25 protein-coding genes are annotated in these 25255 nt (G+C 46.6%); 19 read left to right on the top strand and 6 right to left on the bottom strand.

The window, feature by feature from the left end:
• Nucleotides 1-18 precede the first annotated feature (18 nt).
• Entirely contained in the window at nucleotides 19-507 is a 489-nt protein-coding gene (locus KNO87_RS10145; protein ID WP_214790158.1) for a PTS sugar transporter subunit IIA, read from the bottom strand.
• 457 nt (nucleotides 508-964) lie between these two features.
• Here KNO87_RS10145 and KNO87_RS10150 point away from each other — a divergent pair, with 457 nt between their 5' ends.
• Both KNO87_RS10150 and KNO87_RS10155 read left to right on the top strand, forming a co-directional pair.
• Nucleotides 965-2881, top strand: coding sequence for an endonuclease MutS2 (locus tag KNO87_RS10150; protein ID WP_214795964.1), 1917 nt, complete (start codon nucleotides 965-967; stop codon nucleotides 2879-2881).
• A gap of 63 nt (nucleotides 2882-2944) precedes the next feature.
• Entirely contained in the window at nucleotides 2945-3652 is a 708-nt protein-coding gene (locus KNO87_RS10155; protein ID WP_214795966.1) for a hypothetical protein, read from the top strand.
• Between the two features lie 35 nt (nucleotides 3653-3687).
• On the opposite strand, the gene KNO87_RS10160 is transcribed toward KNO87_RS10155, so the two are convergent.
• Complete coding sequence (locus KNO87_RS10160) at nucleotides 3688-4239, bottom strand: hypothetical protein (RefSeq protein ID WP_214795968.1); 552 nt, start codon at nucleotides 4237-4239, stop codon at nucleotides 3688-3690.
• A gap of 144 nt (nucleotides 4240-4383) precedes the next feature.
• Here KNO87_RS10160 and KNO87_RS10165 point away from each other — a divergent pair, with 144 nt between their 5' ends.
• The 6 genes from KNO87_RS10165 to KNO87_RS10190 all read left to right on the top strand — a co-directional run bounded on the left by KNO87_RS10165 (nucleotide 4384) and on the right by KNO87_RS10190 (nucleotide 11510).
• Nucleotides 4384-5034 carry a response regulator transcription factor gene (locus KNO87_RS10165; protein ID WP_214795969.1) on the top strand — a complete coding sequence of 217 codons (651 nt, stop codon included), beginning with the start codon at nucleotides 4384-4386 and terminating at the stop codon, nucleotides 5032-5034.
• Nucleotides 5031-6299, top strand: a complete 1269-nt coding sequence (locus KNO87_RS10170) for a sensor histidine kinase (RefSeq protein WP_214795971.1) — start codon at nucleotides 5031-5033, stop codon at nucleotides 6297-6299. The genes KNO87_RS10165 and KNO87_RS10170 overlap by 4 nt, the downstream gene beginning before the upstream one ends.
• Complete coding sequence (locus tag KNO87_RS10175) at nucleotides 6290-7033, top strand: AAA family ATPase (protein ID WP_214796191.1); 744 nt, start codon at nucleotides 6290-6292, stop codon at nucleotides 7031-7033. Before KNO87_RS10170 ends, KNO87_RS10175 begins: the two co-directional genes overlap by 10 nt.
• A 210-nt stretch (nucleotides 7034-7243) precedes the next feature.
• Nucleotides 7244-8095 carry a BglG family transcription antiterminator LicT gene (licT, locus tag KNO87_RS10180; protein WP_214790168.1) on the top strand — a complete coding sequence of 284 codons (852 nt, stop codon included), beginning with the start codon at nucleotides 7244-7246 and terminating at the stop codon, nucleotides 8093-8095.
• 102 nt (nucleotides 8096-8197) lie between these two features.
• On the top strand, nucleotides 8198-10048 hold the full coding sequence (locus tag KNO87_RS10185) for a beta-glucoside-specific PTS transporter subunit IIABC (RefSeq protein WP_214795973.1): 1851 nt from the start codon (nucleotides 8198-8200) through the stop codon (nucleotides 10046-10048).
• Nucleotides 10049-10064: 16 nt separating this feature from the next.
• Nucleotides 10065-11510, top strand: coding sequence for a glycoside hydrolase family 1 protein (locus KNO87_RS10190; RefSeq protein ID WP_214795975.1), 1446 nt, complete (start codon nucleotides 10065-10067; stop codon nucleotides 11508-11510).
• Nucleotides 11511-11623: 113 nt separating this feature from the next.
• Here KNO87_RS10190 and KNO87_RS10195 read toward each other — a convergent pair whose 3' ends face one another.
• Together KNO87_RS10195 and KNO87_RS10200 are read right to left on the bottom strand one after the other, a co-directional pair.
• Nucleotides 11624-12061 carry a hypothetical protein gene (locus KNO87_RS10195; RefSeq protein WP_214795977.1) on the bottom strand — a complete coding sequence of 146 codons (438 nt, stop codon included), beginning with the start codon at nucleotides 12059-12061 and terminating at the stop codon, nucleotides 11624-11626.
• A 186-nt stretch (nucleotides 12062-12247) separates the two neighbouring features.
• Nucleotides 12248-14035: a type I phosphomannose isomerase catalytic subunit gene (locus KNO87_RS10200; RefSeq protein ID WP_214795979.1), complete on the bottom strand. Its 1788-nt coding sequence runs from the start codon at nucleotides 14033-14035 to the stop codon at nucleotides 12248-12250.
• 134 nt (nucleotides 14036-14169) lie between these two features.
• Between KNO87_RS10200 and KNO87_RS10205 the strand changes: the two genes are divergently transcribed.
• From KNO87_RS10205 to KNO87_RS10245, 9 genes are all read left to right on the top strand, one after another.
• Nucleotides 14170-14466, top strand: a complete 297-nt coding sequence (locus tag KNO87_RS10205) for a PTS sugar transporter subunit IIB (RefSeq protein ID WP_015880368.1) — start codon at nucleotides 14170-14172, stop codon at nucleotides 14464-14466.
• A 5-nt stretch (nucleotides 14467-14471) separates the two neighbouring features.
• Nucleotides 14472-14816 carry a PTS sugar transporter subunit IIA gene (locus tag KNO87_RS10210; protein WP_041917964.1) on the top strand — a complete coding sequence of 115 codons (345 nt, stop codon included), beginning with the start codon at nucleotides 14472-14474 and terminating at the stop codon, nucleotides 14814-14816.
• A gap of 23 nt (nucleotides 14817-14839) precedes the next feature.
• Nucleotides 14840-16147, top strand: a complete 1308-nt coding sequence (celB, locus tag KNO87_RS10215; RefSeq protein ID WP_214796193.1) for a PTS cellobiose transporter subunit IIC — start codon at nucleotides 14840-14842, stop codon at nucleotides 16145-16147.
• A gap of 61 nt (nucleotides 16148-16208) precedes the next feature.
• On the top strand, nucleotides 16209-17609 hold the full coding sequence (locus tag KNO87_RS10220; protein ID WP_214796195.1) for a glycoside hydrolase family 1 protein: 1401 nt from the start codon (nucleotides 16209-16211) through the stop codon (nucleotides 17607-17609).
• 79 nt (nucleotides 17610-17688) lie between these two features.
• Entirely contained in the window at nucleotides 17689-18417 is a 729-nt protein-coding gene (locus tag KNO87_RS10225; RefSeq protein ID WP_074035076.1) for a GntR family transcriptional regulator, read from the top strand.
• Nucleotides 18418-18458: 41 nt separating this feature from the next.
• Nucleotides 18459-19133 (top strand): ABC transporter ATP-binding protein, encoded by a 675-nt coding sequence (locus KNO87_RS15520; RefSeq protein WP_214795981.1) that lies wholly within the window; start codon nucleotides 18459-18461, stop codon nucleotides 19131-19133.
• On the top strand, nucleotides 19130-20137 hold the full coding sequence (locus KNO87_RS10235; RefSeq protein ID WP_214790178.1) for an ABC transporter permease: 1008 nt from the start codon (nucleotides 19130-19132) through the stop codon (nucleotides 20135-20137). The genes KNO87_RS15520 and KNO87_RS10235 overlap by 4 nt, the downstream gene beginning before the upstream one ends.
• Nucleotides 20134-20745 (top strand): class I SAM-dependent methyltransferase, encoded by a 612-nt coding sequence (locus KNO87_RS10240; protein ID WP_214795983.1) that lies wholly within the window; start codon nucleotides 20134-20136, stop codon nucleotides 20743-20745. Before KNO87_RS10235 ends, KNO87_RS10240 begins: the two co-directional genes overlap by 4 nt.
• A 16-nt stretch (nucleotides 20746-20761) precedes the next feature.
• Nucleotides 20762-21424: an NAD(P)H-dependent oxidoreductase gene (locus KNO87_RS10245; RefSeq protein ID WP_015880376.1), complete on the top strand. Its 663-nt coding sequence runs from the start codon at nucleotides 20762-20764 to the stop codon at nucleotides 21422-21424.
• Nucleotides 21425-21463: 39 nt separating this feature from the next.
• Here KNO87_RS10245 and KNO87_RS10250 read toward each other — a convergent pair whose 3' ends face one another.
• Nucleotides 21464-22099: a nitroreductase family protein gene (locus tag KNO87_RS10250; protein ID WP_015880377.1), complete on the bottom strand. Its 636-nt coding sequence runs from the start codon at nucleotides 22097-22099 to the stop codon at nucleotides 21464-21466.
• Nucleotides 22096-22542: a MarR family winged helix-turn-helix transcriptional regulator gene (locus KNO87_RS10255; protein WP_214795985.1), complete on the bottom strand. Its 447-nt coding sequence runs from the start codon at nucleotides 22540-22542 to the stop codon at nucleotides 22096-22098. The genes KNO87_RS10250 and KNO87_RS10255 overlap by 4 nt, the downstream gene beginning before the upstream one ends.
• 180 nt (nucleotides 22543-22722) lie before the next feature.
• Between KNO87_RS10255 and KNO87_RS10260 the strand changes: the two genes are divergently transcribed.
• The gene (locus KNO87_RS10260) at nucleotides 22723-24906 is read left to right on the top strand and encodes a malate synthase G (protein WP_214795987.1); all 2184 of its coding nucleotides are present in this window, start codon (nucleotides 22723-22725) and stop codon (nucleotides 24904-24906) included.
• Nucleotides 24903-25199, top strand: a complete 297-nt coding sequence (locus KNO87_RS10265) for a hypothetical protein (RefSeq protein WP_015880380.1) — start codon at nucleotides 24903-24905, stop codon at nucleotides 25197-25199. Before KNO87_RS10260 ends, KNO87_RS10265 begins: the two co-directional genes overlap by 4 nt.
• The last annotated feature ends 56 nt before the right edge of the window (nucleotides 25200-25255 follow it).

Below are 25255 nucleotides of genomic sequence, written 5' to 3' on the forward strand. Positions count from 1 at the left end.
GTCCTCCTTGTTCCGGAGTCACGCTTCCACTCGGGCGACGACCGTCTTACCTGGGACGGCTTCCTTCGTAAATGTGAAGGCATAGTGATGGGCAAGCGTTCCACCATTCGTCACGACCATCGGCGTGACGGTGTCTTTACCGGCTTGATGGATTTGTGCCAAGTCCGCTGTGAGTAGCAGCTGCCCCGTTTTCACATGGTCACCCACATCGACACGGAGATCGAATGGTCGACCTTCGAGTTCGACGGTGTCGAGTCCAACGTGAATCAAAATCTCAGCACCATCCTCGGTCCGAATGCCGATGGCGTGCTTTGTCGGAGCGATTTGTACGATTTCTCCGTCAGCTGGTGAGACGACTGCTCCGTCTGTCGGTGTGATCGCGATGCCATCGCCCATCATTTTTTCGCTAAAGACCGGATCGGCTACTTGTTCGAGTGGAATGACGTCTCCTTCCATTGGCGAGTGTAGTGTCGGTTTGTGTCGATTCATTAACTTATTCCATAGCATATCTTCTACATCCTTTCTTAAAACAAAACGCGGAAAAACAAAACAGGCATGGAGTATAGACGGGTGGCATGCACCGTACGTCTTACCCCATGCCTGATCGAATCAGTCACATGTGATCGCTATTCGTTTCTTCACGTACAACATAACATGTGTTGATTTGAGACACAAGTCTTTTTTTGAAAGCGTTCTCTAAAAATTTACAAGGTGATGAATCTATTGTATAGTTAAGGCGAATCTATTGAAGAAAGGTGTTGCATGTTGATGAGTGAGGTTGTATCTGCCTAACGAACTGAAAAATGTCGGATGACACGTCTTTTTGTCATGCCGTCATGTTCCGTTACAGATACCGCCCATCAAAAACTGCCAGACACCGGTCTGTCTTTTTGCGTTGGTCGTCATCGACCGACGCTTTTTTGTTTGCGCGGTATCTCGATTCTACATTTGAGGAGAGAGACATATGAACGAACAAACATTTGAAAAATTACAATACAACGAATTGATGACGAAAGTAGAGCGCTTCTGCATCAGCGGATTCGGGCGACGGTTACTCAAACAACAACGTCCGACGAGCCATATTGCGACGGTGAAGAAGCGTCTGCAGGAAACGTCTGAAGCACGAGCGATTTTAGATGCGACGTCACACGTCCCATTCATCGGGGTTTCTGATATGGAAACAATCATCGGAAAACTACAACGAGGCATCCAACTCGAAGCAACAGAACTTGAAGCGGTCGCTGAATTTTTACGAGGAGCACGTAAACTGAAGCGATTCATGCTCGAACATGAATTTTTTGCACCGCTCCTGTCCGCGTATGCTGCTGGAATGGGCGAATGGCGGACACTAGAAGAAGACATCACGCAAGCGATTCGAGCTGGACAAGTCGTCGATGAGGCGTCGAAAGAGTTGAAGCGGATCCGAAAACAAGTCGACATTCTCGAAGGGCGAATCGAGGAGCGGTTGGCCAAGTTTTTGAAGAGCGCCGCCAATCGCGAGATGATTCAAGACGGATTCGTCACGCAAAAACAGGATCGCTTCACCATCCCAATCAAAGCTTCATACAAGCATAAAGTAGCGGGTACGATTGTAGACACATCGAATCGTGGGACAACGGTCTTTATCGAACCGGAGGCTATTTCGAAATTGAATGCAGAACTCGTCATTAAACGCACGGAAGAAGCGGTAGAAGTGTATCAAGTATTAGCCACATTGACCGGAGCGGTGACAGAAGTCCTTTCTGACATCGAGGCAACACTCGATGTCATCGCGCAGTACGATATGGTCTTCGCCAAAGGGAAGTACAGTCAGTCGATTGATGGCGTGACACCGCATGTGAATGCGACCGGTCGAATCCAATTGAAGCAAGTGCGTCATCCGCTCTTAGAAAGTGCCGTTCCACTCGATTTTGCCATCGGTACGGATTATCGTGGCTTGATTATCACTGGACCGAACGCCGGCGGAAAGACGGTCGTCTTGAAAACGATTGGACTCCTCAGTTTGATGACGATGACGGGTCTGCATATCCCGGCACACACAGATACGGTCATCTCCACATTCGATGAGGTGTTCGTCGATATCGGAGACAATCAGGACTTGGAGTCAGCACTCAGTACGTTCTCGGCGCATATGCACAATGTGGCAAAAATCATGCAAACCGCTGGGAAACGGTCGCTGCTGCTATTCGATGAAATCGGAAGTGGGACGGAACCGAATGAAGGGGCCGCTCTGGCGATTGCCATTTTAGAAGCGGCTTATAAACGAGGGGCGATTATCGTGGCTTCGACCCATTACGGAGAAATCAAATCGTATTCTGAAGCACATCCGGATTTCATGAACGCTGCGATGCAGTTTGATCCGGAAACGCTCGAACCGAAATACCGACTGCTCATGGGGCAGTCTGGCGACAGCAATGCTTTGTTTATCGCTCGGAAGATGAAGTTGCCGGAAGCGATTTTGAAACAGGCATCTCGTTATATGAACGAGAAAACGTATGACACCACGAAAGTCGATGATGCTAAAATCGCTCGCGAAGTGGAAGTGGTTCCTCTTGAAGAGGCGGAACGCTTTGAAAAAGGTGACCGTGTCCGGTTGTTAGAGACAAATCAAGTCGGGCTTGTCTATTCGTTTGATGCATCGCGTCGGCATGTCCAAGTGTTCGTGAATGACGATTATGTAGAGCTACCGAGTCGTCGTGTCCGGCTAGAGGCGCGTGCCACAGAACTCTATCCGGCTGACTATGATTTGGATACGTTATTCACGACGTATCAGGAGCGTAAGGAAGCCCACGACTTTGCACGAGGATCGAAAAAAGCGTTACGACGAGTGGAGAAAGAGATTCGGGAAAGAAAGAAACAAGAGCAATCTAACCGGAAATGAATGTAGCGTAAAGCGAAAGGGTAAGAGCACATAGAGAGAAGTCTTAATGTGGGAGGGGCTTATGTGTTCGAGTTAAGTTTTTGGTTTGCACTCGGCTTTGCAGTGATTCACTTTTTTTCAGGAAAGCTCATTCATGTGCGTGAAGTGCCGAGGAGCCGTTTTTTATCAGTGGCTGGTGGGATTGCCGTTGCTTATGTATTCCTTCATCTGTTACCAGAGTTAAATGAATATCAACGTGAACTCGAAGGAGAGATTGGAAATAACGTCTTCGCTTCCCTCGAGAACCATATCTTGATCATCAGTATGTTAGGACTGGCTGTCTTTTATGGGCTCGAGCGATTCGCGACGGCCAACAAGCGTAAACAAAAACCGTATGTATTTTGGATTCACATTGGTTCATTCACGCTTTATACGTTTAGCATCGGGTATGTGCTCGCAGAAAGTGAATTTCAGTCAAATGGCACGATGTTCCTCTATTTTGTAGCGCTCGGCATACACTTTGTCACGGTCGATCAAGGATTGCGTCAGCATCACCAGCAACTTTATGATCGACAAGGGCGCATCTTCTTGGCGCTTGCTGTACTCATAGGGTGGGCAGTTGGTACATTTGCAGAAGTGAATGAACTTGGCTTGTCCATCGTTGTCGCCTTTTTAGCAGGTGGCGTCATCTTGAACGTCATGAAAGAAGAATTGCCTGCTGAACGTGAGAGTAGTTTTGGTGCGTTTTTAATTGGACTATTAGGTTATGCGTTGTTATTACTCGTCATATGAAAAGGCAGCCACGTGCGTCGTGGCTGCCTTTTGACTTATAAGCTTGAACTTTGATTCTCTACGTTGCTGTCGCTCTCTGTTGAAGCATCGTCATGATGCGGTCCGTGACCGTGGCCATGGCGACCACCTTCTCGTCCGCCGCGCATACCGCGAGCATCTTCTAAGTCATCATAACTTGTCACATCAGCAAAACGCTCTTCGTGATCCGCAAGGATTTGATCGGCTTCTTCTTGCGTCAAGTTTCCTTCCTCCACATCGGTCGCCAGTTTTTCTTCATGCGATGTCATGATGGCATCGATGAATGCTTCAATCGAAATGCCTTTTTCCTCCGCGAGTTCAGGAAGTGACTGTCCGTTTTCACGTGCAGCGTCCACTTCCTCTTCCGTTAAACCAAGCGCTTCGATGAGAGCGGCATGACCTGCTTCCCGATCACCGAACATACCAGGACCTCGCTCGCTGCGTTCACATTGGGTGGATGCTGTCGTTGTCGATTCGTCTGTTGTTGTATCATTCGTCGCGGCATATACGCCAGTGCCCGAGACGGCTAAAAGACCCGCCAAGGCGATTGCAAGTTTCGTTGATTTCATGTGTATCTCCTCCTTTTGATACTCCAAGTGTAGATCTGAAGGTGAGGAAAGTTGTGAGGGAGTTGCAAGATTTCTGCAAATTGTCTTTGGGAAACGGTGGGACATTCGATGTGTGCGATATAATGGGTGTGGAGGCGATATGAGATGAACGTACTCGTTGTGGAAGATGAACAAAAACTGGCGGACGGCATGTCTCGTTTTTTAACGTATGCCGGATTTGATGTGACCGTGGCGACGACTCTCGGTGAGGCGAAGCGACAGCTACATCAACGATTTGATGCGGTGTTATTAGATGTTCGTTTGCCTGACGGGGAAGGTTGGACCTTGATCCCGACATTAAAAGCGCAACAACCATCGCCCGCCATCATCTTGACGACCGCACGTGGTGAGGCGGATGACCGTGTATTTGGATTGGAACTCGGGGCGGACGATTACTTAGTCAAACCGATTGTCTTGAAAGAGTTGGAGATTCGTTTGAAACGTCTCGTGAAACAGACTGATTTGATTCAATTCGGGGCACTCACCATTGACATCAAGTCGAGGATGGTACAAGAGAACGGGCAACCGCTCCGACTGACGAACAAAGAGTATGAATTGCTTTTGTACTTATGGAAGCACGTCGGGGAGGCGTTAGATCGGAACCGCCTGCTCGACGATGTATGGGATTATACGTTTGTCGGAGATACGCGTACGGTCGACACCCATATCAAGCAATTACGTGACAAATCACCGACATTAAAAGAACAGCTGAAGACCGTTCACCGGGTCGGTTATCGATTAGAGGGACTGTCATGAACCGTCTGATGAAGAAACTATTATGGACGGCTATCCTACCGCTTGCTGTGATGGCGGTTTTGACCTTCGGACTCACATCCTTATTAATCGGACGTTTCGCAGAAGATGAGACGTATGCACAATTGGAGCGCGAGGCGGCGATTGTATATGAAGCCATTCAGGAAGGACGCGGGATTCCAGGTCAATTAGACGTACTTTTATTTCAAGACGGGCAACGCATCGAGCTAGAGCGGGGTGGTCGGATGCACCGCATGATGCCGATTACCCTCGATCCGAATGATTTAGCAGTTCAAGACGAAGTGAGTGTGAATGGAACCCGTTTCTTAACGTACTTACAAGAAGAAGGGGACGTCCAAATCGTGACGTACAGCCCGGTGCCGTTTTCAAATCCACAGTTCCAACAAATCTATCTCATCTTAGCGGGTGGGTTTATTCTGGCACTGTTGGTTGCCATCGGTGTTACGTTTTGGATGAGTCGTCGACTCACGCAACCGCTTGTGGAATTAAAACAGGCGACTACCTCGATTATGGAAGGGCGACACGACATTACACTTCCGAATGTGACGAACGATGAGATTGGAGATTTGACCGTTACGGTCGGTCAAATGAACGAATCACTTCAAGAAAAAGAAGCACTCCAAAAATCATTTATCTCCGGAGTGACGCATGATGTGCGTACACCGCTCGCCATCGTTCGAAACGAGGCAGAAATGTTGGAGCTAGGTGTTGTGAAGGCGTCAGAGGTTTCTATGACAGGGAAAAGTATTACCGAGGAAGTAGATCGTATTGATCGACTCGTCAATCAGATGCTCGAATATTCAAAGTTGTCCACCGATACGATTCCGCTCGAAATGGAGTCGCTTCAACTAGATGACTTGATTCGTCGATTGACGTCACGCATGTCCGAGTGGTTCCGACAAAAAGATGTGACGCTTGATTTACAACTCGAACCGGTATCGATTCAAGCTGATCGACTCGCAATGGAACGGGTACTCTCGAACTTCATTAGAAATGCGTATGAGGCGAGCCCTACTGGCGGAAAGATTACCATCAAACTGACACCACATCGACTGTCCGTGACAGACGAAGGGGACGGGATTGACCCTTCCATTGGGCATTCGATTTGGGATATGTATGTGAAGGGTGATCGTTCAAATGGTCATGGCTTAGGTCTCGCCATCACGAAGCTCTTACTTGAAGCGCAAGGATTCTCGTACGGGGTCGATTCACATAAGGGGGCGACATTTTGGATCGAATGGACATGACTTTATTTTTACGTGGGATACGGTTAGAGAGAGAACGCATTCGTTCGACAGGATACCCATACTCGCTACCAATCTTTCAGACCCTCGATGAACTGACGTTTCATCATCCGGTCACGTTTCTCGTCGGAGAGAACGGGAGTGGAAAATCGACTTTAATTGAAGGGATGGCTGTAGCGGCAGGCTTCAATCCAGAAGGCGGAGCACCGTCCTTCCAATTTGAAACAGAGGCGACGCATAGTTCCTTGTATGAAGCGTTGCGTCCGATTCGTGGTCCGTATCGACCGAAAGATGGTTTTTTCTTACGTGCCGAGACAGCATACCAACTATCGAGTTATGTGGATGAGATGGCGAAATCAGGGCTTGATCCTGAACGGTTTTATGCGTCATACGGCGGACGTTCCCTTCATGAACAATCGCACGGTGAAGCGTTCCTCTCTCTCATGTTGCATCGATTCCGTGAAAGAGGGCTCTATATTTTGGATGAGCCAGAAGCCGCATTGTCACCGATGCGACAACTGACCATGCTCGCGCGTATGCATGAACTTGTACAATCCGGAAGTCAATTCATCATCGCGAGTCACTCACCCATCTTGATGTCATATCCAGGCGCGGTCATTTTGCAAGTAGAGACCGGGCTATCCCCGACGGCGTTTGACGATTTGGAGCATGTACGGGTTATGCGTGACTATTTAGAGGCGCCAGAACGCATGCAACGAATCTTGTTTGATGAATAAAACGGTCACGATGTAAGCGTTTTATTTTTATGTTGACGTCAAGATTTCTAGGGAGTATGCTTATATCGAAAAGAAGAAAATCCACTTTGGGATTGTTACTGGTGATGCAGGCAAAACCTAAATTGATGCCATGACTCCATGTTGGACTCTGGTGTGAATTTAGGTTTTTTTCTTTTCAGTTCAGTTGAATGAGAGCGAGGTGAGGAGACCATGCATATTTCAAAAGTGTTCAACAACAATGTCGTAGCCATCGATGCGAACGGTCAAGAGCAGGTCGTGATGGGACGTGGGATTGCGTTTCAAAAACGACCGGGCGATCAGATCGATCAGACACGAATCGAAAAAATCTTTACGCTCGAGAGTAAAGAGAGCTATGAGCGTTTCGTTCACTTTTTAAATGAAATGCCGACAGCTGAGATGGAAACGGTGAAGCAGATTGTCAGATTGGCCGAACAGCGATTGGACCAACCCATCCATGACTCACTATATGTGACGCTGGCTGACCACCTTCATTTTGCACTCAGTCGGTACCAAGATGGAATCCAAATTCGAAATCCTCTCGTTTGGGAAGTGAAACGATTTTATGCCCCAGAGTTCGTTATCGGGAAAGAAGCGGTTAACCTGATCAATGAGCGACATGAGGTCAAACTTGATGAGGACGAGGCAGTGGCAATCGCCTTACACCTTGTCAATGCGACGATGTCTGGTGTTAAAGGTGAGAATCTTCATCTCGTCACCGAGATGACGAGAGCTACGCAAGCGATTCTGACGATCATCACGTATCACTTTCAAATCGAATTGGACGAGGAATCATACGCTTATGCACGCTTTTTGACCCATCTAAAATATTTTGTGCAGCGTCTCGCATCTGGGGAGAAGGTCAAATCAACGGGTGACGAAACTTTGTTCCTGATGGTGAAGCAAAGATATCCAGAAGCATTTGAATGTGTCGAAAAGATCGCCGGGTTGATTGCGACGAAATATCATTACGATGTATCGATGGACGAACGGCTGTACATGATGATTCATATCGAAAACTTAATGAAAGAACGTCGATCCTAAGGATGGTTACTGATGATGCAGGCCAAACCTAAATGACTACACAATTGTTTGTGTGGTGATTTAGGTTTTTCTTTTTACCTAAAATGATGAGGAGTGAACAAAGTGGAACAATATAAACAACTGGCAGAAACGATTGTGCAGCATGTCGGTGGTAAGGAGAACGTCAAGAGCGTCTTTCACTGTGCAACGCGGTTACGCTTCAAACTAAAGGATGAATCAAAAGCGAGTGCGGCGACATTGAAACAACAAGATGGCATCATCACCGTCGTTCAAAGTGGTGGACAGTTTCAAGTCGTAATCGGAAACAATGTACCATACGTCTACAAAGAGGTTGTCGAGGTTGGTGGTTTCCAGACATCTTCGACTGATGATGAAGAAAAATCAGGAGTGTTCAACCGATTGATTGATGTAATCGCTGGAATCTTTACGCCAATTCTCGGACCAATGGCAGGTAGTGGTCTTTTGAAAGGATTGCTTGCGATTCTCGTTGCGCTCGGATTATTGACACAAGAGATGGGAACGTATGTCGTCTTAAATGCCGCAGCGGACGCACTGTTTTACTTCCTTCCGGTGATTTTGGGACATTCGGCCGCGAAGAAATTTGGTGGGAACCCGTATATTGGGATGATCATCGGGGGGGCGCTCGTTTATCCGTCGATTGTCGCGATACAAGGGGCTGGTGAGTCGTTAACGTTTCTCAATGTACCAGTCGTCTTGATGAGTTATGCGTCTTCGGTCATTCCGATTATCTTGGCGACATATGTGTCTTCAAAAGTAGAAACATTCTTCAACCGCCATACACATGAGGCCGTCCGAAACTTCACAACGCCGATGATGGCATTGTTACTTGTTGTCCCGTTGACTTTTTTAGCCATTGGACCAGTTGCGACATATGCGAGTCAAGGATTAGCGAACGGATACTCGTTCTTATATGACTTGAGCCCGACAATCGCCATCGCATTCATCGGTGCGTTCTGGCAAGTGCTCGTCATGTTCGGACTTCACTGGGGACTTGTGCCAATCATCATCAACAACTTATCGGTTGTCGGTATGGATACAATCGTTGTCGGTGTATTGATGGCCACATTTGGTCAGGTCGGTGCTGTTTTAGCAATCACGTTAAAGGCGAAAAATCCAAAAGTGAAAGGGTTAGGGACTTCCTCGACCATTGCGGGTGTCTTCGGAATCACAGAACCGGCGATGTATGGATTAACATTACCTCGTAAGAAGCCATTCGTTTTCGGGATGATTGGTGGAGCGGCAGGTGGTGTCATTGGTGGTCTCTTCGGTACAGCAGCCTATGCGATGGGAGGACTCGGAATCTTCAGTATCCCGGTCATGATTCCGGCAACGGGTGTCGATTTAGCCTTTTACGGCGCATTTATCGGAATGGCGGTAGCGGCAGTGATTGCACTCGCTTTGACGATGGTGTTTCACAAAGAAGAAGTGACAGTCGAGTCGCAGGAACAAGAGGTCGCCCAGTCTGTATCTGAGCAAGTAGGCTTTCCGGTCTCGGCTCCATTAAAAGGGGAAGTCGTGTCGCTTGAAACGGTTCGTGATGAAGTGTTCTCGAGTGGGGCGATGGGGAAAGGGATTGCCATCATGCCTTCAGAAGGCGCAGTGTATGCCCCGTTCAATGGTGAAATTGTAACGGTCTATCCATCGAAACACGCAATTGGCCTTCGGTCTGATACCGGTGTTGAGGTGTTGATTCATATTGGTTTAGACACGGTGAAACTAAACGGAAAGTATTTTGAAACGCTTGTGACGGATGGACAGAAAGTGAGAGAAGGAGATCCGCTCGTCCGATTCGATATGGATGCCATCGCCCGGGAAGGGTATGACACGATCACGCCGATCATTGTCACGAATACCGATCATTATTTAGACGTATTACCAACTTACACAGGAGCGGTAGAAGCGAATCATGGCGTATTGCGCGTCATTGTATAACAAAGGAGGAGACAAGATGAAACAAGTATCAAGTGATTTTTTATGGGGCGGGGCCACTGCGGCCAACCAGTTAGAAGGCGGTTACCAAGAAGGTGGGAAAGGTCTTTCGATTGCTGACGTGATGCCTGGTGGGAAACAGCGAATGAAAATCATTCATGACCCGACGTTCGATTTTGAATTACATGAGGAATATTCGTATCCGAACCATGAAGGCATTGATTTCTATCATCGCTATAAAGAAGATATCGCCCTCTTTAAAGAAATGGGATTCAAGACGTTCCGTATGTCGATTGCCTGGTCACGAATTTTTCCGAACGGGGATGAAACGCAACCGAATGAGGAAGGTCTTCAATTCTACGATCGTGTCATCGATGAGTTGGTCGCACAAGGGATTGAACCACTTGTCACGATTTCACACTATGAGATGCCGCTACATCTTGCAAAACATTATGGGGGTTGGCGGGACCGCCGTCTCGTCACCTATTTTGAACGATATAGTCGCGTCTTATTCGAACGTTATCAAGGGAAGGTCAAATATTGGTTGACGTTTAACGAAATCAATGGCGCTCAATTCATGCCAATGCTCAGCCTAGGCATTGCGGTCCGAGAAGAAGAAAACACATTACAACTGACGTATCAGGGACTTCATCACCAACTGGTTGCAAGTGCACTCGCGACGAAAGCAGCACGCGAGATCGACCCATCGATGCAAATTGGATGTATGCTCATCGCGGCTCCAGTTTATCCATACAGCTCGAACCCGGATGATGTTTGGTATGCACATGATGCGGAGCGGATGATGAACTTCTTCTGCGGAGACGTTCACGTACGCGGGAAGTATCCGAGCTTTGCGAAACGCTTCTTCGAAGAGAATGGCATTGAACTCGCCATGGAGGATGGCGACCTTGATATCCTCAAAGAGAATACAGTGGATTTCTTTTCACTCAGTTATTATATGTCGCGCACTGAAAAGGCTGAAAAAGGTCAGGATGAGGCGGAAGGTAATATCATGAGCGGTGTCAAGAATCCATACTTACAAGCGAGCGACTGGGGATGGGAAATTGATCCGACGGGACTCCGTGTCATTTTAAACAAATTATATGAACGTTATGAGCTTCCATTATTCATCGTTGAGAACGGATTAGGTGCATATGATCAAATCGAGTCGGACGGAACGATTCATGATCACTACCGAATCGATTACTTGCGCGACCATTTAAAAGGGATGATGGATGCCATCGAAGATGGGGTTGAAGTGATGGGCTATACGAGTTGGGGTTGTATTGACTTGGTGAGTGCCTCAACAGGTGAGTACAGCAAACGGTACGGCTTCATTTACGTGGATCGACATGACGATGGTACCGGGACGTTAGAGCGAAAACGGAAAGAATCGTTCTTCTGGTACCAAGATGTGATTCGTTCACAAGGTGCGAGCTTATACGAAGAAGAATCAGTCAAATGAAAAAAGCGGCCGAGGCCGCTTTTTTCATGCTTTCGTGATTTTTCGCAATAAGATGATCGCGAGACTAATGCCCCCAGCAATCAACATATACATAATAATTTCCACCCATGTGCTCATTCGTCGTCTCCATCCGCAAAGATTGCGAGCTCCCCTTGTGGCATCGCGACCAACAGATAGGCGTCTCCACCAAGTGGTCTCGCGTCTCCTGCTTGCCAGCACTCAAAGTGTTCTTGGTATCCGTTGATGAATAGTAGAGAACCGGATTCGAATTGAAGTTCGAGATGCGGATGCTCGTCTCCGAGTCGTACGTGATGGATGCGTTCACGACGGAGTCGCATGAGTTGTTCGAGTTGTTCGCCTTCATCAAATGTATCTTGTGTGGCATGGACATGCCAAGGTCCCTCGATGGAGATCCAAGATTCCAGTCCTTGGCGGCTGAAATAGAGGAGATGATGATTCGGGCCGGAACCGAAATCGATTCCCACAAAGGAAGAGGCGGTAAAGAGGTGATGCAAAATAGATGTCGCTTGTTCGTACTCCGTGGTAGACACACCGTCACCTCACTTTAAAGAGTTGTTATCATTATCATTTCACGTTACCACGCTAAAGTAAACGAATCTCACTCAAGCTAGAAAAGAAACTGTAGATGATTCGCAAAGTATAATCTTGATTCATTTCATATGTCTGTATACGAAAAAACGGACATTCACGTTGAACGTCCGTTTTTTCAAATCGCATTATGCTTCGACAAAGGCGGCGCCGATCACGCCCGCATCTCCTGACAATTGAGTGAGGCAGAGACGCGTTTTTCCACTAGCATGTGGATACATTTTATTCGAGACGGCTTCTTGTAATTCGTTCCAAAATAATGAGGCCGACAACATGACGCCGCCCCCTAATACAATGACATCAGGATCGACGGTATGAATGATGTTGGCTAATCCACTAGCTAATTCCTCGACGAAGTAATGGCGGTACTCCTCATCTAATAGTAGCGATGGGACAGTTGTATATCCTTTTTCACTTGCACGATTCATGAGTGCTGTTCCACTTGCCAGTGATTCGAGAGAGCCTTGATTCAATACGGGATGAACTGGTCCGTTCGAACGGATAATCATATTTCCGATTTCACCGGCACTGCCGTTCGCCCCTCGAATGATTTGATGTTTATAGACATAACCGCCACCGATTCCAGTGCTGACTGTTACATAAAAAACAGCATCGAATCCTTTTCCTGCCCCAAATTTGGCTTCTGCGAGAGCTGCCGCATTCGCATCGTTTTCAAGGGTGACAGAAAAGTCGAGGCGCTGTGTTAAAGGCTCAACGATTTTTTGATTGTGCCAATTCGGAAGGTTTGGAGGCGTTAAAAACATCCCTTGTTTCAAATCGAGTGGACCGGGAGCTACAATCCCGACATGCCGGATATCGAATTCAACATTGAATTGATGAATCGCAGTCTCAATAGATTGTAGTGCCTCTTCGAAAGGAAGTTGAGGCTGCGTGTTAAAGGTGAGTTGTTTCAGTACTTCACCTTTGAGTGAAACAGCCGCAATCCGAGTGTTCGTCCCTCCTAAATCAATCCCGATTCGAACAGCTTGTTTTTCATCGGAAGGAACACCAGTCACTAGACAAATCGTTTCTCCCTCAATCAAGAACGACTCATTGGCCGGGAGAAGGAGTGTACCTCCCGTAGGTATTTCCATCTCATCAATGATTAATGTTCCTTGCACGACAGATAGTAACCGGAACGTGTCGGTCGAAATCTTTTCTTTCGCTGTAACATGCCATTTTTCCACGAAGAAGAATGGATTCTTCGTCAAACGTGTTCGAAAGTGATCGAGTTGACGGATTGGTTCACTATAGCCAAGGTGAGGGACGAAAGAAGCGAGAATGCCCTTCTCTACGTGAAGTTCACGTGGACGACCGGTCGTCACATCCAGTCGCTCGTAATCGTATAGACGATAGGTTGTGTCCGAACTTTGTTGAATTTCCAGTACGCATACCCCTTTTGTCAATGCATGGACCGTTCCAGCAGGGACATAGAAAAAATCACCGGTATGAATCGATTTTCGTATCAAGCCGTTTTCCAAATCGCCTGTTTCAAGCGCTTTGTTGAAGTCTTCTGAGGTGGCATAGGAGTGACCGTAAATGAGTGTCGCATTTGCTGGAGCATCGAGAATATACCAACATTCATTTTTTCCATATGATTCGTTTTCGAGTTGTTCCGCTAACGAATCATCAGGATGAACTTGAATAGACAAATCATCGTTCGCATCAATCCATTTAATCAGTAACGGAAACACGTCCGCTTTAATTTGAAACAACTCTGGATGTTGTTGATAGAGTTCACGCAAAGAAAGACCAACGTAAGGTCCGGAAACAACGGTTGAACTACCTTTTTCTAATGCAGAAGCCGTCCAAGCTTCACCAATCGAAGGGTCATTGAAATCGAAACCAAATTGCTTCAGACGCTCCCCTCCCCAAAGTCGCTGTTGATAGTGTGGCTTTAAAAGAATAGCGCTCATATCCTGTCCTCCCGTAAATTTAATATACACTTATGAATTTAAAAACTAAACAAAGTATAAATCAAGTATAGACATGAAATAAATCATGTGTATAATAAAACGTGTAATCGATTTCAAATAAGGAGTGAGGACACATGAAGAAAATCTTATTAGCGTGTAGTTCAGGGATGTCGACGAGTTTACTTGTAACGAAGATGAAAGATCATGCCACATCAATCGGGGATGAGGCGAAGATTTGGGCAGTCGGTCAAGATCAGGTCGTAACCGAGATGGACGAGGCAGATGTGATTTTGATTGGTCCACAAATGCGTTTCTTGTTGGATAAATTGAAAGCGCAAACATCAACACCGATTGAAGTAATCGATATGATGGCATACGGCACGGCGAATGGAAAAGCTGCATACGAACAAGCGATGAAATTAATGGGGTGAACAACGTGGAACAGGTAGACGAGTTAACCTTGGAGCAAATGGCATTCATGATGATTTTGCACAGTGGCAATGCGAGAAGTACGATTCAGGAAGCGATTCAACTGTATAAAACGAGTTCTTATGAAACGTTCGAAGAAAAGATTGATGAGGCACGTGGACAATTGAAAGAAGCACATCAAACACACTTTTCACAAATCCAAAGAGAAGCGAATGGAGAAAAAACAGACGTCTCTTTATTGCTTCTTCATGCAGAGGACCATTTAATGTCTACGCAAACGATGCTTGATTTGACAGCGGGTTTGGTCGAAATGGTCGAACAAAAGATTGTAAATCCTAATCAAGAAGGGTGAATCATATGCCACAGGACAATAAGATGTTCAACATGATCAGTAAACTGCTCATGCCGATGGCGACCTATTTAAACAACAGTCGCTATTTACAAGTATTGCGAGATGCATTCATGCTCGCTTTCCCAATTACCATGTTTGGGTCAATCATCGTCGTCATTGCAAACCTGCCGTTCCTCGACCGTTTCATGTCCGAGAGTACACTCAGTGTATTTAAAACATCACTTGGGAACGCACCATCTGCAACGATGGGGATTATGTCTATCTTTGTCGTCTTCGGTATCGGGTATTATCTATCGAAAAGTTATCAAGTCGAGGCTGTCTTCGGAGGAGCGATTTCACTCGTGTCTTTCCTTCTCTTAACGCCTTTCTTGATTGAAGTGGACGGTATGTCAGAGGCAGTCGGGAATGTCCTTCCATTGGATCGCCTTGGAGCGAAAGGGATGTTCCTTGCGATGATTACAGGATTCCTGTCCGGTGAGATTTATCGATTTGTCGTTCAAAAGAACTGGACGATTAAGATGCCGGATGGAGTACCGCCAGCTGTTGCGAAATCATTCTCAGCACTTGTTCCTGCATTATTAACCTTGACTGTATTTTTAACATTCAACATCATCGTGACGAACTTATTCAATACGAATCTTCATGACGTCATTTTCAACGTCGTTCAGCAACCGCTTGTGACATTGGGGAATGGTCTCATTCCAACGTTGATCGCAATCTTCTTCGTTCAGCTATTTTGGTTCTTCGGACTCCACGGTCAGGTCATCGTCAACTCGGTGATGGACCCGATTTGGAACACATTATCTGTGGAAAACTTGACGGCTTATACCTCGACTGGAGATGTTCCGAACATTATCAGTAAACAGTTCATTGAAATTTACACGGTAGGGCTTGGTGGTTCCGGATCTACACTTGCTGTCGTCGTGGCCATCTTGTTGTTCTTGAAATCGAAACAGTTGAAACAAATCGGGAAACTATCCCTCGGGCCTGGACTATTCAACGTAAACGAGCCGGTCATCTTCGGACTTCCGATCGTTATGAACCCGCTCATCATGATTCCTTGGATTGTCGCACCGCTCGTGACGGTAACGGTCACATACTTCGCGATGTCGACAGGCTTAGTCCCACCACCAACGGGTGTCGCTGTTCCATGGACCGTCCCAATGATCCTGAGTGGCATGATGGCGACGAATTCGCTTGCCGGAGGTCTTCTTCAAATCGTGAACTTTTTCATTATTTTGGCGATTTGGTTCCCGTTCTTGAAATTTATCGACCGCATGAACTTGAAAAAAGAGTTAGAAGAATCAACAGATAAACAAGAAGCAGTGTAAACAAATAGAGAAAATAGAAATAAGGGAGAGATAAAAGATGACGAACCCGACACAAACACGAATGAAAGAGCAAAAGACCTATCAATTTCCGACAGACTTTTGGTGGGGGACGGCTTCTTCTGCTACACAGATGGAAGGTGCTGCTTTTGAAGGTGGAAAAGGATTGAACATCTGGGATTATTGGTACATGCAAGAGCCGAATCGCTTTTTCAATGGCGTGAGCGCAACAGAGGCCACAAACTTCTATCATTTGTATGAAGAAGATATCGCATTGATGAAAGAACTCGGGCATAACACGTTCCGTTTCTCCATTTCATGGTCACGCCTTTTTCCCCAAGGTGTCGGGGAAGTAAATGAAGAGGCAATCACATTTTATAACAATGTCATCAATTGCTTAATTGATAACGGTATCGAACCGTTCATCAATCTGTATCACTTTGATATGCCGATGGCGCTTCAAGAACAAGGTGGTTGGGAGTCACGGGAAGTCGTGGAGGCATATGTCACCTTTGCGAAGACATGCTTTGAGTTGTTTGGTGACCGCGTCGAGAAGTGGTTCACGCATAATGAACCGATTGTACCGGTAGAGGGTGGATATTTATATGATTTTCATTATCCAAACGTTGTTGATTTCAAGCGAGCTGTCCAAGTAGCGTACCACTCGATCTTATCGAGTGCGAAGGCAATCGAAGCGTATCGTGACATGGGACAATCAGGGCAAATTGGGATCATCTTAAATCTGACACCCTCATATCCGAGAAGTCAGCACCCAGCTGATTTGAGCGCAGCGCGCATTGCTGATGCGATGTTCAATCGCTCGTTCCTCGATCCATCTGTTTTAGGCACGTTCCCTCAAGAATTAGTAGAGGTGTTGAAGTCTGAAGATGCGATGCCACAGATAGAAACAGGCGATCTTGAACTCATTCGAGAACATACAGTAGACCTGCTTGGCATCAACTATTACCAGCCGCGTCGCGTGAAAGCAAAAGCATCACTGCCGAATCCGGACGCACCATTCTTACCGGAAAACTTATTTGATTTTTATGAGATGCCTGGACGTAAAATGAATCCTTATCGTGGATGGGAAATTTACGAAAAAGGAATCTATGATATATTAATCAATCTAAAAGAAAACTATGGTAATATTCCTTGCTTCATTTCAGAGAATGGAATGGGTGTCGAGGGTGAAGAGCGTTATCGTGACGAGAACGGAAGTGTCCAAGACGATTATCGAATTGATTTCATTCGCGAACATCTGAAATGGATGCATCAAGCGATTGAAGAGGGTTCAAACGTGAAAGGCTATCATCTTTGGACGTTCATGGACAATTGGTCATGGAGCAATGCTTATAAAAATCGCTATGGATTTGTAGGCATTGACTTAGATACGCAACAACGTACTGTAAAAAAATCAGGGCACTGGTTTAAACAGTTGATTGACGCTAATGGTTTTACAGAATAATGAAGTAAGCTGACAAAGACTACTCTTTGTCAGCTTTTTTTGATATATTGTACATATATGTCTATACATGAGGTGCTATATGTCTACTAAGAAAAAACCGAAATATGAAACCATTGCTGATGAAATTCGTAAAAGAATTATTGAACACGTTTATCCGCTAGAACATGCATTACCTGATGAAATCCATTTGGCCCAAGAGTTTGGGGTGAGCAGAATGACGATGAAACGTGCGCTTGAGATTCTCGTCATGGAAGGGCTGATTTATCGTAAACGTGGTAAAGGAACATTCATTTTACAGTCGAGCTTCCAAAAAGATCGCATCAACGTGATTAGCAAAGAAACGAGAGGGCTGACTCAAGTAATCGGAGATCGCTCGTTACGAAGTGAAGTCCTGAATTTTGAGGTGAAGTTTCCGTGTCAGGAAGTCGCCAATCATCTCATGATTGAGCTGACAGAACCAGTCTATGAAATACGTCGTGTGCGTTACGTAGACGATGAGCCGTATGTCATCGAATTGACGTACATGGTTGCTAACCTCATTACAGGAATCACGCGTGAAATTTTGGAAAAATCCGTGTACGCGTATATTCAAGAAGATCTGGGTTATACGATTACAAGCTCGCATAAAGTGATTCGAGCAGATAAACCGGATGAGTACGATCAAGCTTACTTGAAGAATGATATCACTGAACCGATTATCGAAGTCGAGCAAGTGGTCTATTTAAGTAACGGGAAACCGTTCGAGTATTCGTTTGCCCGTCATCGATACGATAAATTTGTGTTTTCATCGGTCAATATTGTGAAATAAAAGTCGCCGCGATGGCGACTTTTTCGTAAGGAGGACCCATCGTGGATGTGAAAATTGAACAGGCAGGATACGAGATAAACGAGCCCATCATCCAAGACATCTCGTTTGATGTGCGATCAGGTGAGATTTTAGGGGTGATTGGGTCGAACGGAGCGGGAAAAACGACGACCATTGCCTGTCTGACAGGGACGATTCCATGGATGAAAGGGACAGTCGAGTTGGAACGCTATGCGTACATCCCGGAACAACCGGTCTACTACGATTATTTGACACTATCGGAACATATCGCGCTCGTTCAAGAATTGACAGGCGTAAATTCGACAGAAAAGACAGAGGCGTTGCTGCAGCTTTTCCGACTAGAATATGTGACAGACCACTATCTTTCTTCATTTTCAAAAGGGATGAAACAGAAAGCGATGATTTTATTGGCGCTCATCCAAGAAGCGCATGTATTGATTGTCGATGAACCGTTTATCGGGTTGGATGCGACGACGACGATTCAGCTACTTCGACTGTTAGAGGCGGAGCGCACAAGGGGAGCCGCTGTCTTACTAGTCACACACGTTCTTGATACGGCGGAGCGGTTGTGTGACCGGTTCGTATGGATTGATGACGGACAACTGCTGGCGAGTGGGACGAAAGCAGAGATTCGGGAAGCGCTCGAAACAGAGGGGATGACCTTGTTCGATATGATGGAAGATGTGGCGCTCCGATGATTGCGAAACGACTATTTTGGATGCGTGTTTCCCGTTATATGAAGCAACAGTGGAAGACAGTCCGATTGATTGTCGATTGGACGATTTTTTTATATGGGGTAGTCCCTCTGCTCATATGGGCAGGCTATTCCTACTGGCGTATATGGCAAGGTGATTTTGACTGGATGCGTGATGTACCTTACCTGTTATGGACAATCCTGTTCGGGTGGGTGATGTGGCAAGATCGTATTTTTGTCTGGGTGGAGCGCGCCGACATCATCCTCGTGTCTGACCGGAGCATGATTCGACAGTTGAAATGGTATTCTGTTTCATATCATCTCGTTCAACATGTCATTCAATACGGATTCTATCTTTTATTGATTACGCCGATTCTTCACATGAAGGGAAGAAGTGCTGTCGAGATTCTCGCATTCGGAGCCTCACTTTTCCTGCTTGCCTGGTGTCATGCGTGGATTCAATATCAACTTCGCCTCCGACATGCCCACCTTACGAAGCGATTCTTGATCATACTCCTTGCTTTCGTAGGCGTGTATGCGCTATTGATTGAGTCGGTGTTACTCGGTGTATTGATTGGAAGCGTGATGGTCACCTTTGCATTATACGTCGGGGAAGGCTGGGTGTCGCGACATCCGAGTATCGGTCGCGAGATTGAGATTGGGGAACGTGAACGTGCCTCGTTCGACCGTATGCTACTGACAACCTCAGGTGCCATCGAAAAGACGAGTGAGCGAAAACGTCCCTTGTATCGACCGAGACCGAATCGCTTTGGAACCGTCAGACGGACGATGGCACTCCTTATGTACTTTAGAACGCCGAGTCATCGGAATTTATGGTTTCGACTCATTCCGCTCGGGGTCACGAGCGTGATTCTCCTTCCGAGCTGGTTCAAAGTGTTGGTTCCGATTTATCTATTGTATGTCGCCTATCAGGAGCATACGTCGTTCACGAGGGAGATGGAGCGGCATCCATTCTTCCAATCCATTCAAGAAAGAGGTTCATCATGAACGAACAGCAATATGAGCACCTATTACACATCCAGACGGCTAAACCTCAGCAGGGATTCCCGTCGTCGGCGGAATATCACCGTTATGAACCGACTCCTTACGAAGCGCTCGATTTGCTTCGAGATGCGTATCCGCTAGAGTCCACAGATACCATCGTGGATTTCGGTTCGGGCAAGGGGCGTCTGCCGTTCTATTTGGCGTATACGTTTCGTGTGCGGGCAATTGGTGTCGAGATGGACGGTGGGTTCCACGAAGAGGCGCTTCAAAATTTAGTGAGTTATACGAAGAAACACCGGACCCGAGGAAGTGTTCAATTGGAACAGGGGCTCGCGGAGGAATTTACGATTCCATCGGATGCGAATCGGTTCTACTTCTTTAATCCGTTCTCGGTAAACATCTTTCGACAAGTGGTTGCCAACATCATCGAATCTGTTGAGACATCCCCCCGTCCGGTCGATGTGATCTTGTATTACCCGGCAGATGCGTATCTCCATTATTTGAACGACGAAACGCCTTTTCACTATGTACAGACCGTTCGACTGCCCCTCAAGAATCTTCATGAGCGATTTTTGATTTATCGTTTTGATATGATGGAATCATCTTGGTGATGGAGGAGTGAGCACGATGAAAAAGAAAGACATTTTAGAGGCGTATCGTTGGCGTCAAGCGACGAAAGCATTCGATGCGGATCGTAAAATCAAAGAAGAGGACATGGAGTTCATTTTAGAGACAGGACGTCTTTCCCCGAGTTCGTTCGGGTTTGAGCCGTGGCAGTTTGTCGTGGTCCGTCGGGAAGATTTACTCCAAAAAATTAAAGATCACGCATGGGGAGCGCAAGGTCAGGCTTTGACTGCGAGTCACTTCGTGTTAATTCTCGCAAGAACACCGAAAGCGATGCGTTACGATGCGGACTATATTCGTCATATCGTGACGGGCGTACAAGGTCGCACGGAAGAAGAATACGCACAACGCGTGAAACGGGTACAGGAGTTTCAAGAGAACGATTATCGTCTATTAGACGATGAGCGCGTCTTCCAAGAATGGATCAAGCGTCAGACATATATCCCACTTGGGAACATGATGACGGCGGCCGCACAAATCGAGATTGATTCATGCCCGATTGAAGGGTTTAATCAAGAGGAAATCGATGAGTTGCTCATCTCAGAAGGTGTCATGGAACGAGGCGAATGGTCGCTTTCGGTCATGGTCGCATTTGGGTACCGGGCGCGCGATTTTGCCCCGAAAACACGTCGTGACTTTAACGAAGTCGTCAAATATATCGGATGAAAAAAAGGGTACATCGCCTCGGCGATGTACCCTTTTGAATTATTTCCAGTCTGTGATGCGGTCGACTGGGAAGCGTACTGATGGATATCCTTCTTCTGCTGCTTTTCCGATTGAGAGAAGCATGACTGGAAGGTAACGTTCTTTGTCGAGGCCGAACGCTTCCGCGATGTTCGCTTTATCGTATCCGCCGATTGGGTTTGTGTCGTAACCATGTGCACGTGCGACGAGCATGAGTTGCATCGCAACGAGACCTGAATCAAGCATGATGCTGTCTTTAATCATTTCTTTCGGTGCGTCTTTGAAGATGCCTTTGATCATGTCGACTTGACGGTCACGGACCTCGGCCGGCATCATCCCGCGTTCTACCGCTGTATCGAAAATCTCTTCTGTGTAGTCTGCCATTTGATAGTCAGCGAAGAGTGCGATGACCGCTGAAGACGTTTCGACTTGGCGTTTGTTGAAGCTTGCGAGTGGAAGGAGTGTTTCTTTTCCTTCTGCGCTATCGATGACGACGAAGCGCCATGGTTGTAGGTTAAGTGATGAAGGTGCTGTCGTCGCCTCTTCAAGAATTTGTGTCATTTCTTCTTTTGAGATTTTGACGTTCTCATCGTATACACGAATCGAACGGCGTCCTTTGACAATCTCCATAAAGTCTTTTTGTGTAGCAGTGTTCATATTGTTGTCTTCCTTTCATGGTCAATTGTATCTTGTAACATCGTCAAAGATGTTAATAACTGTTGTTGATCCTCTACCTTCATGTTGACAAAAAGTCGGTCCGTTAAGCACTCTTTTTGCTCAGTCCAATGTGCAATTTGTTCACGACCATCGTCTGTCAACTCGACATAGATGACACGGTTGTCCTGTTCACAACGTCTACGCGTGATAAGTCCTTGTGTCTCTAGCTGTTTCAGGTGTCGGGTGATAGCCGCATGATCGACATCAACGCGTTGTTGCAATTCACGTTGCCGCAATGGACCGACGTGATACAGGTTGCTTAAAATGTCATAGCGACTTAAGCTGAGCCCGTTCATTTCGGAGTCGAATAATTGCCCCAATTCTTTTTGTACGGTGATGATGTGATAGAGAATTTGATCACGAAGCGAGCAAGAATCTCGCATGCACATCGCCTCCTCAAATCATTGATGACTCAATCATTGATGGGTCACACAATGTATAGTAAACCCATCTTGAGGAGATTTCAAATAAAAAGTTTTAAGAAATGGGTTGTCAAACTGTTATATAATAGTCTATATTGTAATCAACTGATATATAACAATGATTAAGGAGGATGTGAGCGCTTGGAACATTACGAACGGCTAAATACGTACCATGTTCATGAGAAGCTGTTTGAATTCGTGAATACAAACGTACTTGAACCCCATGAAATCAACGATTTTTGGGAAGGTGTTGAATCGCTTCTAGAGCGTTTCATTCCAGTGAATCAGATGCTTCTAGAAAAGCGTGCGACATACGAACGATTGTTACAGGAGTGGTACAGTCAGCAAGACGAAGTCGACCCGATCGAATATGAGACGTTTTTAACGTCAATCGGCTATATCGAACCGGTCGTCGAAGATTTCAACATTGACGTGTCGAATGTTGACCGAGAAATCGCGCATCAAGCCGGTCCGCAACTCGTCGTACCATTAGACAATGCTAGATATGCACTCAACGCCGCCAATGCCAGATGGGGAAGTCTTTACGACGCCCTTTATGGAACAGACATGATTGAAGAGACGGACGGTACGGAAAAAGGGCCGGGATACAATCCCATTCGCGGCAATGAAGTCATTCGATTGGCAAAACAGTTTCTAGATGACACGTTCCCTTTGCCGTCAGGATCGCACGGGGAAGTGACACGTTACTTCGTTCGTGATGATGTCGCCTACGCGGTGATTGGGGAAGATGAGCACGCATTCGCACATGATTCCTTCGTCGGTTATACCGGGGACTTGAACAATTTGAAAACATTGATGCTCCAGCACCATGCCTTACACGTTGAACTGCAATTCGACCGTGAACATCCGGTCGGGAAAGTCGACCCTGCTGGACTGATGGACATCGAGCTCGAATCAGCCCTATCCGCAATCGTGGATTGTGAGGACTCGGTCGCAGCCGTTTGTGCGAAAGACAAAGTTCATCTGTATCGCAATTGGCTTGGCCTCATGGATGGGACGCTTGAAGCATCGTTCGAAAAGAACGGGAAGCGACTCTCACGACATTTGAATGAGGATAAGCGTTTAATCGGAAAAGGTGGAGCGGAAGTCGTCCTCCCGGGACGCGCGCTCTTATTCATTCGGAACGTCGGACACTTGATGACGACAGACTTGATGCTTGATGCAGAAGGTCGCGAGGTACCAGAAGGTATAGTAGACACCATCTTTACTTCACTGATTGCGAGTCGACATCTACATCGCAACCTTAACTCTCGGGAAGGGTCCATCTATATCGTCAAGCCAAAAATGCATGGATCTGAAGAAGTGGCATTCACCAACGACTTATTTGACGCCGTGGAAGATCGATTGAGCCTTCCTCGCCATACGTTAAAAGTCGGCGTGATGGATGAAGAGAGACGAACGTCGCTCAATTTAAAAAACTGTATCGCTCAAGTGAAAGATCGGGTCGTCTTCATCAACACGGGCTTCCTCGACCGGACGGGGGATGAGATTCATTCCTCGATGACACTTGGACCAATGCGTCGAAAAGGAGAGATGAAGACGTCTCCTTGGCTCGCTGCATACGAACAATTGAATGTATCGACTGGTCTCGAGAGCGGATTCCATCACCGTGCACAAATCGGGAAAGGGATGTGGGCGATGCCTGATCGGATGCGGGACATGATGCGTGAAAAGATTGCGCACGTACGGTCCGGGGCGACAACGGCGTGGGTGCCTTCCCCGACGGCAGCGACGCTCCATGCGATGCACTATCATCAACTCGACGCTTTTGCTGTGCAGCGACAATTGATGCAGCAACCTGCTTTGGAAAATGAACGACAACAACTCCTCGATATTCCGCTCGCGACACGCATCTATTCGCAAGACGAAATCAGAGAAGAGCTCGAGAACAACTTGCAAGGATTGCTCGGATACGTCGTTCGCTGGGTCGAACAAGGTGTTGGTTGTTCGAAAGTGCCAGACATTCATCATATTGGGCTAATGGAAGACCGGGCAACACTTCGTATTTCAAGCCAGCACGTGGCCAACTGGTTGCATCATGGCATCTGTTCAGCAGATCAAGTCGAAGTCACACTCTATCGAATGGCACAGGTCGTCGATGAACAAAACGAGGCAGATCCAAATTATCGACCGATGACACCGAACGTCGATCAATCGATCGCTTATCAAGCTGCGCATGAACTCGTGTTTCATGGGTTGAAACAACCGAACGGGTACACAGAACCGATCTTACATCGCCGTCGCCGTGAATTTATGAAACGACAAACTATGGAGTTAAACCTTAAAGGAGGAACCTCATCATGACTACGAAAAAAATGGAAAGCGAACAGTTGATTGAACGTTGGGTCGTCCGCCGCATCGTATCTGGAGAATCGACAGCTTCTTTGGCGAATACAGCATTCGTATACGGGAACGACTTGATGCGTCTCGTCTTGGACCGGGCAGATGGATCACTTCAAATCATGAAGGAACCGATTGATGAAGTCGTCGTCTTCCGCAAACCGGAAGATCGGGACGAAGAGAACGTCTGTCGTTGCTGTGGAATGGAACACTCGACGTTCAAAGCGGCATTGGAGTGCTGTGCTTACCTTGACTAACCCATTTATTTTGCACTATCTGTTATATAACAAATTTAATTTATTGAAATTAATAT

Source organism: Exiguobacterium sp. s34 (assembly GCF_018617435.1).
Taxonomy (GTDB): Bacteria; Bacillota; Bacilli; order Exiguobacteriales; family Exiguobacteriaceae; genus Exiguobacterium; species Exiguobacterium aestuarii.

Coding starts and splice junctions, on each gene's coding strand:
- KNO87_RS10145 (WP_214790158.1), bottom strand. CDS start 507: ATGCTATGGAATAAGTTAATGAATCGACACAAACCGACACTACACTCG.
- KNO87_RS10150 (WP_214795964.1), top strand. CDS start 965: ATGAACGAACAAACATTTGAAAAATTACAATACAACGAATTGATGACG.
- KNO87_RS10160 (WP_214795968.1), bottom strand. CDS start 4,239: ATGAAATCAACGAAACTTGCAATCGCCTTGGCGGGTCTTTTAGCCGTC.
- KNO87_RS10165 (WP_214795969.1), top strand. CDS start 4,384: ATGAACGTACTCGTTGTGGAAGATGAACAAAAACTGGCGGACGGCATG.
- KNO87_RS10170 (WP_214795971.1), top strand. CDS start 5,031: ATGAACCGTCTGATGAAGAAACTATTATGGACGGCTATCCTACCGCTT.
- KNO87_RS10175 (WP_214796191.1), top strand. CDS start 6,290: ATGGACATGACTTTATTTTTACGTGGGATACGGTTAGAGAGAGAACGC.
- licT (WP_214790168.1), top strand. CDS start 7,244: ATGCATATTTCAAAAGTGTTCAACAACAATGTCGTAGCCATCGATGCG.
- KNO87_RS10190 (WP_214795975.1), top strand. CDS start 10,065: ATGAAACAAGTATCAAGTGATTTTTTATGGGGCGGGGCCACTGCGGCC.
- KNO87_RS10200 (WP_214795979.1), bottom strand. CDS start 14,035: ATGAGCGCTATTCTTTTAAAGCCACACTATCAACAGCGACTTTGGGGA.
- KNO87_RS10205 (WP_015880368.1), top strand. CDS start 14,170: ATGAAGAAAATCTTATTAGCGTGTAGTTCAGGGATGTCGACGAGTTTA.
- celB (WP_214796193.1), top strand. CDS start 14,840: ATGTTCAACATGATCAGTAAACTGCTCATGCCGATGGCGACCTATTTA.
- KNO87_RS10220 (WP_214796195.1), top strand. CDS start 16,209: ATGAAAGAGCAAAAGACCTATCAATTTCCGACAGACTTTTGGTGGGGG.
- KNO87_RS10225 (WP_074035076.1), top strand. CDS start 17,689: ATGTCTACTAAGAAAAAACCGAAATATGAAACCATTGCTGATGAAATT.
- KNO87_RS10235 (WP_214790178.1), top strand. CDS start 19,130: ATGATTGCGAAACGACTATTTTGGATGCGTGTTTCCCGTTATATGAAG.
- KNO87_RS10240 (WP_214795983.1), top strand. CDS start 20,134: ATGAACGAACAGCAATATGAGCACCTATTACACATCCAGACGGCTAAA.
- KNO87_RS10245 (WP_015880376.1), top strand. CDS start 20,762: ATGAAAAAGAAAGACATTTTAGAGGCGTATCGTTGGCGTCAAGCGACG.
- KNO87_RS10250 (WP_015880377.1), bottom strand. CDS start 22,099: ATGAACACTGCTACACAAAAAGACTTTATGGAGATTGTCAAAGGACGC.
- KNO87_RS10255 (WP_214795985.1), bottom strand. CDS start 22,542: ATGCGAGATTCTTGCTCGCTTCGTGATCAAATTCTCTATCACATCATC.
- KNO87_RS10265 (WP_015880380.1), top strand. CDS start 24,903: ATGACTACGAAAAAAATGGAAAGCGAACAGTTGATTGAACGTTGGGTC.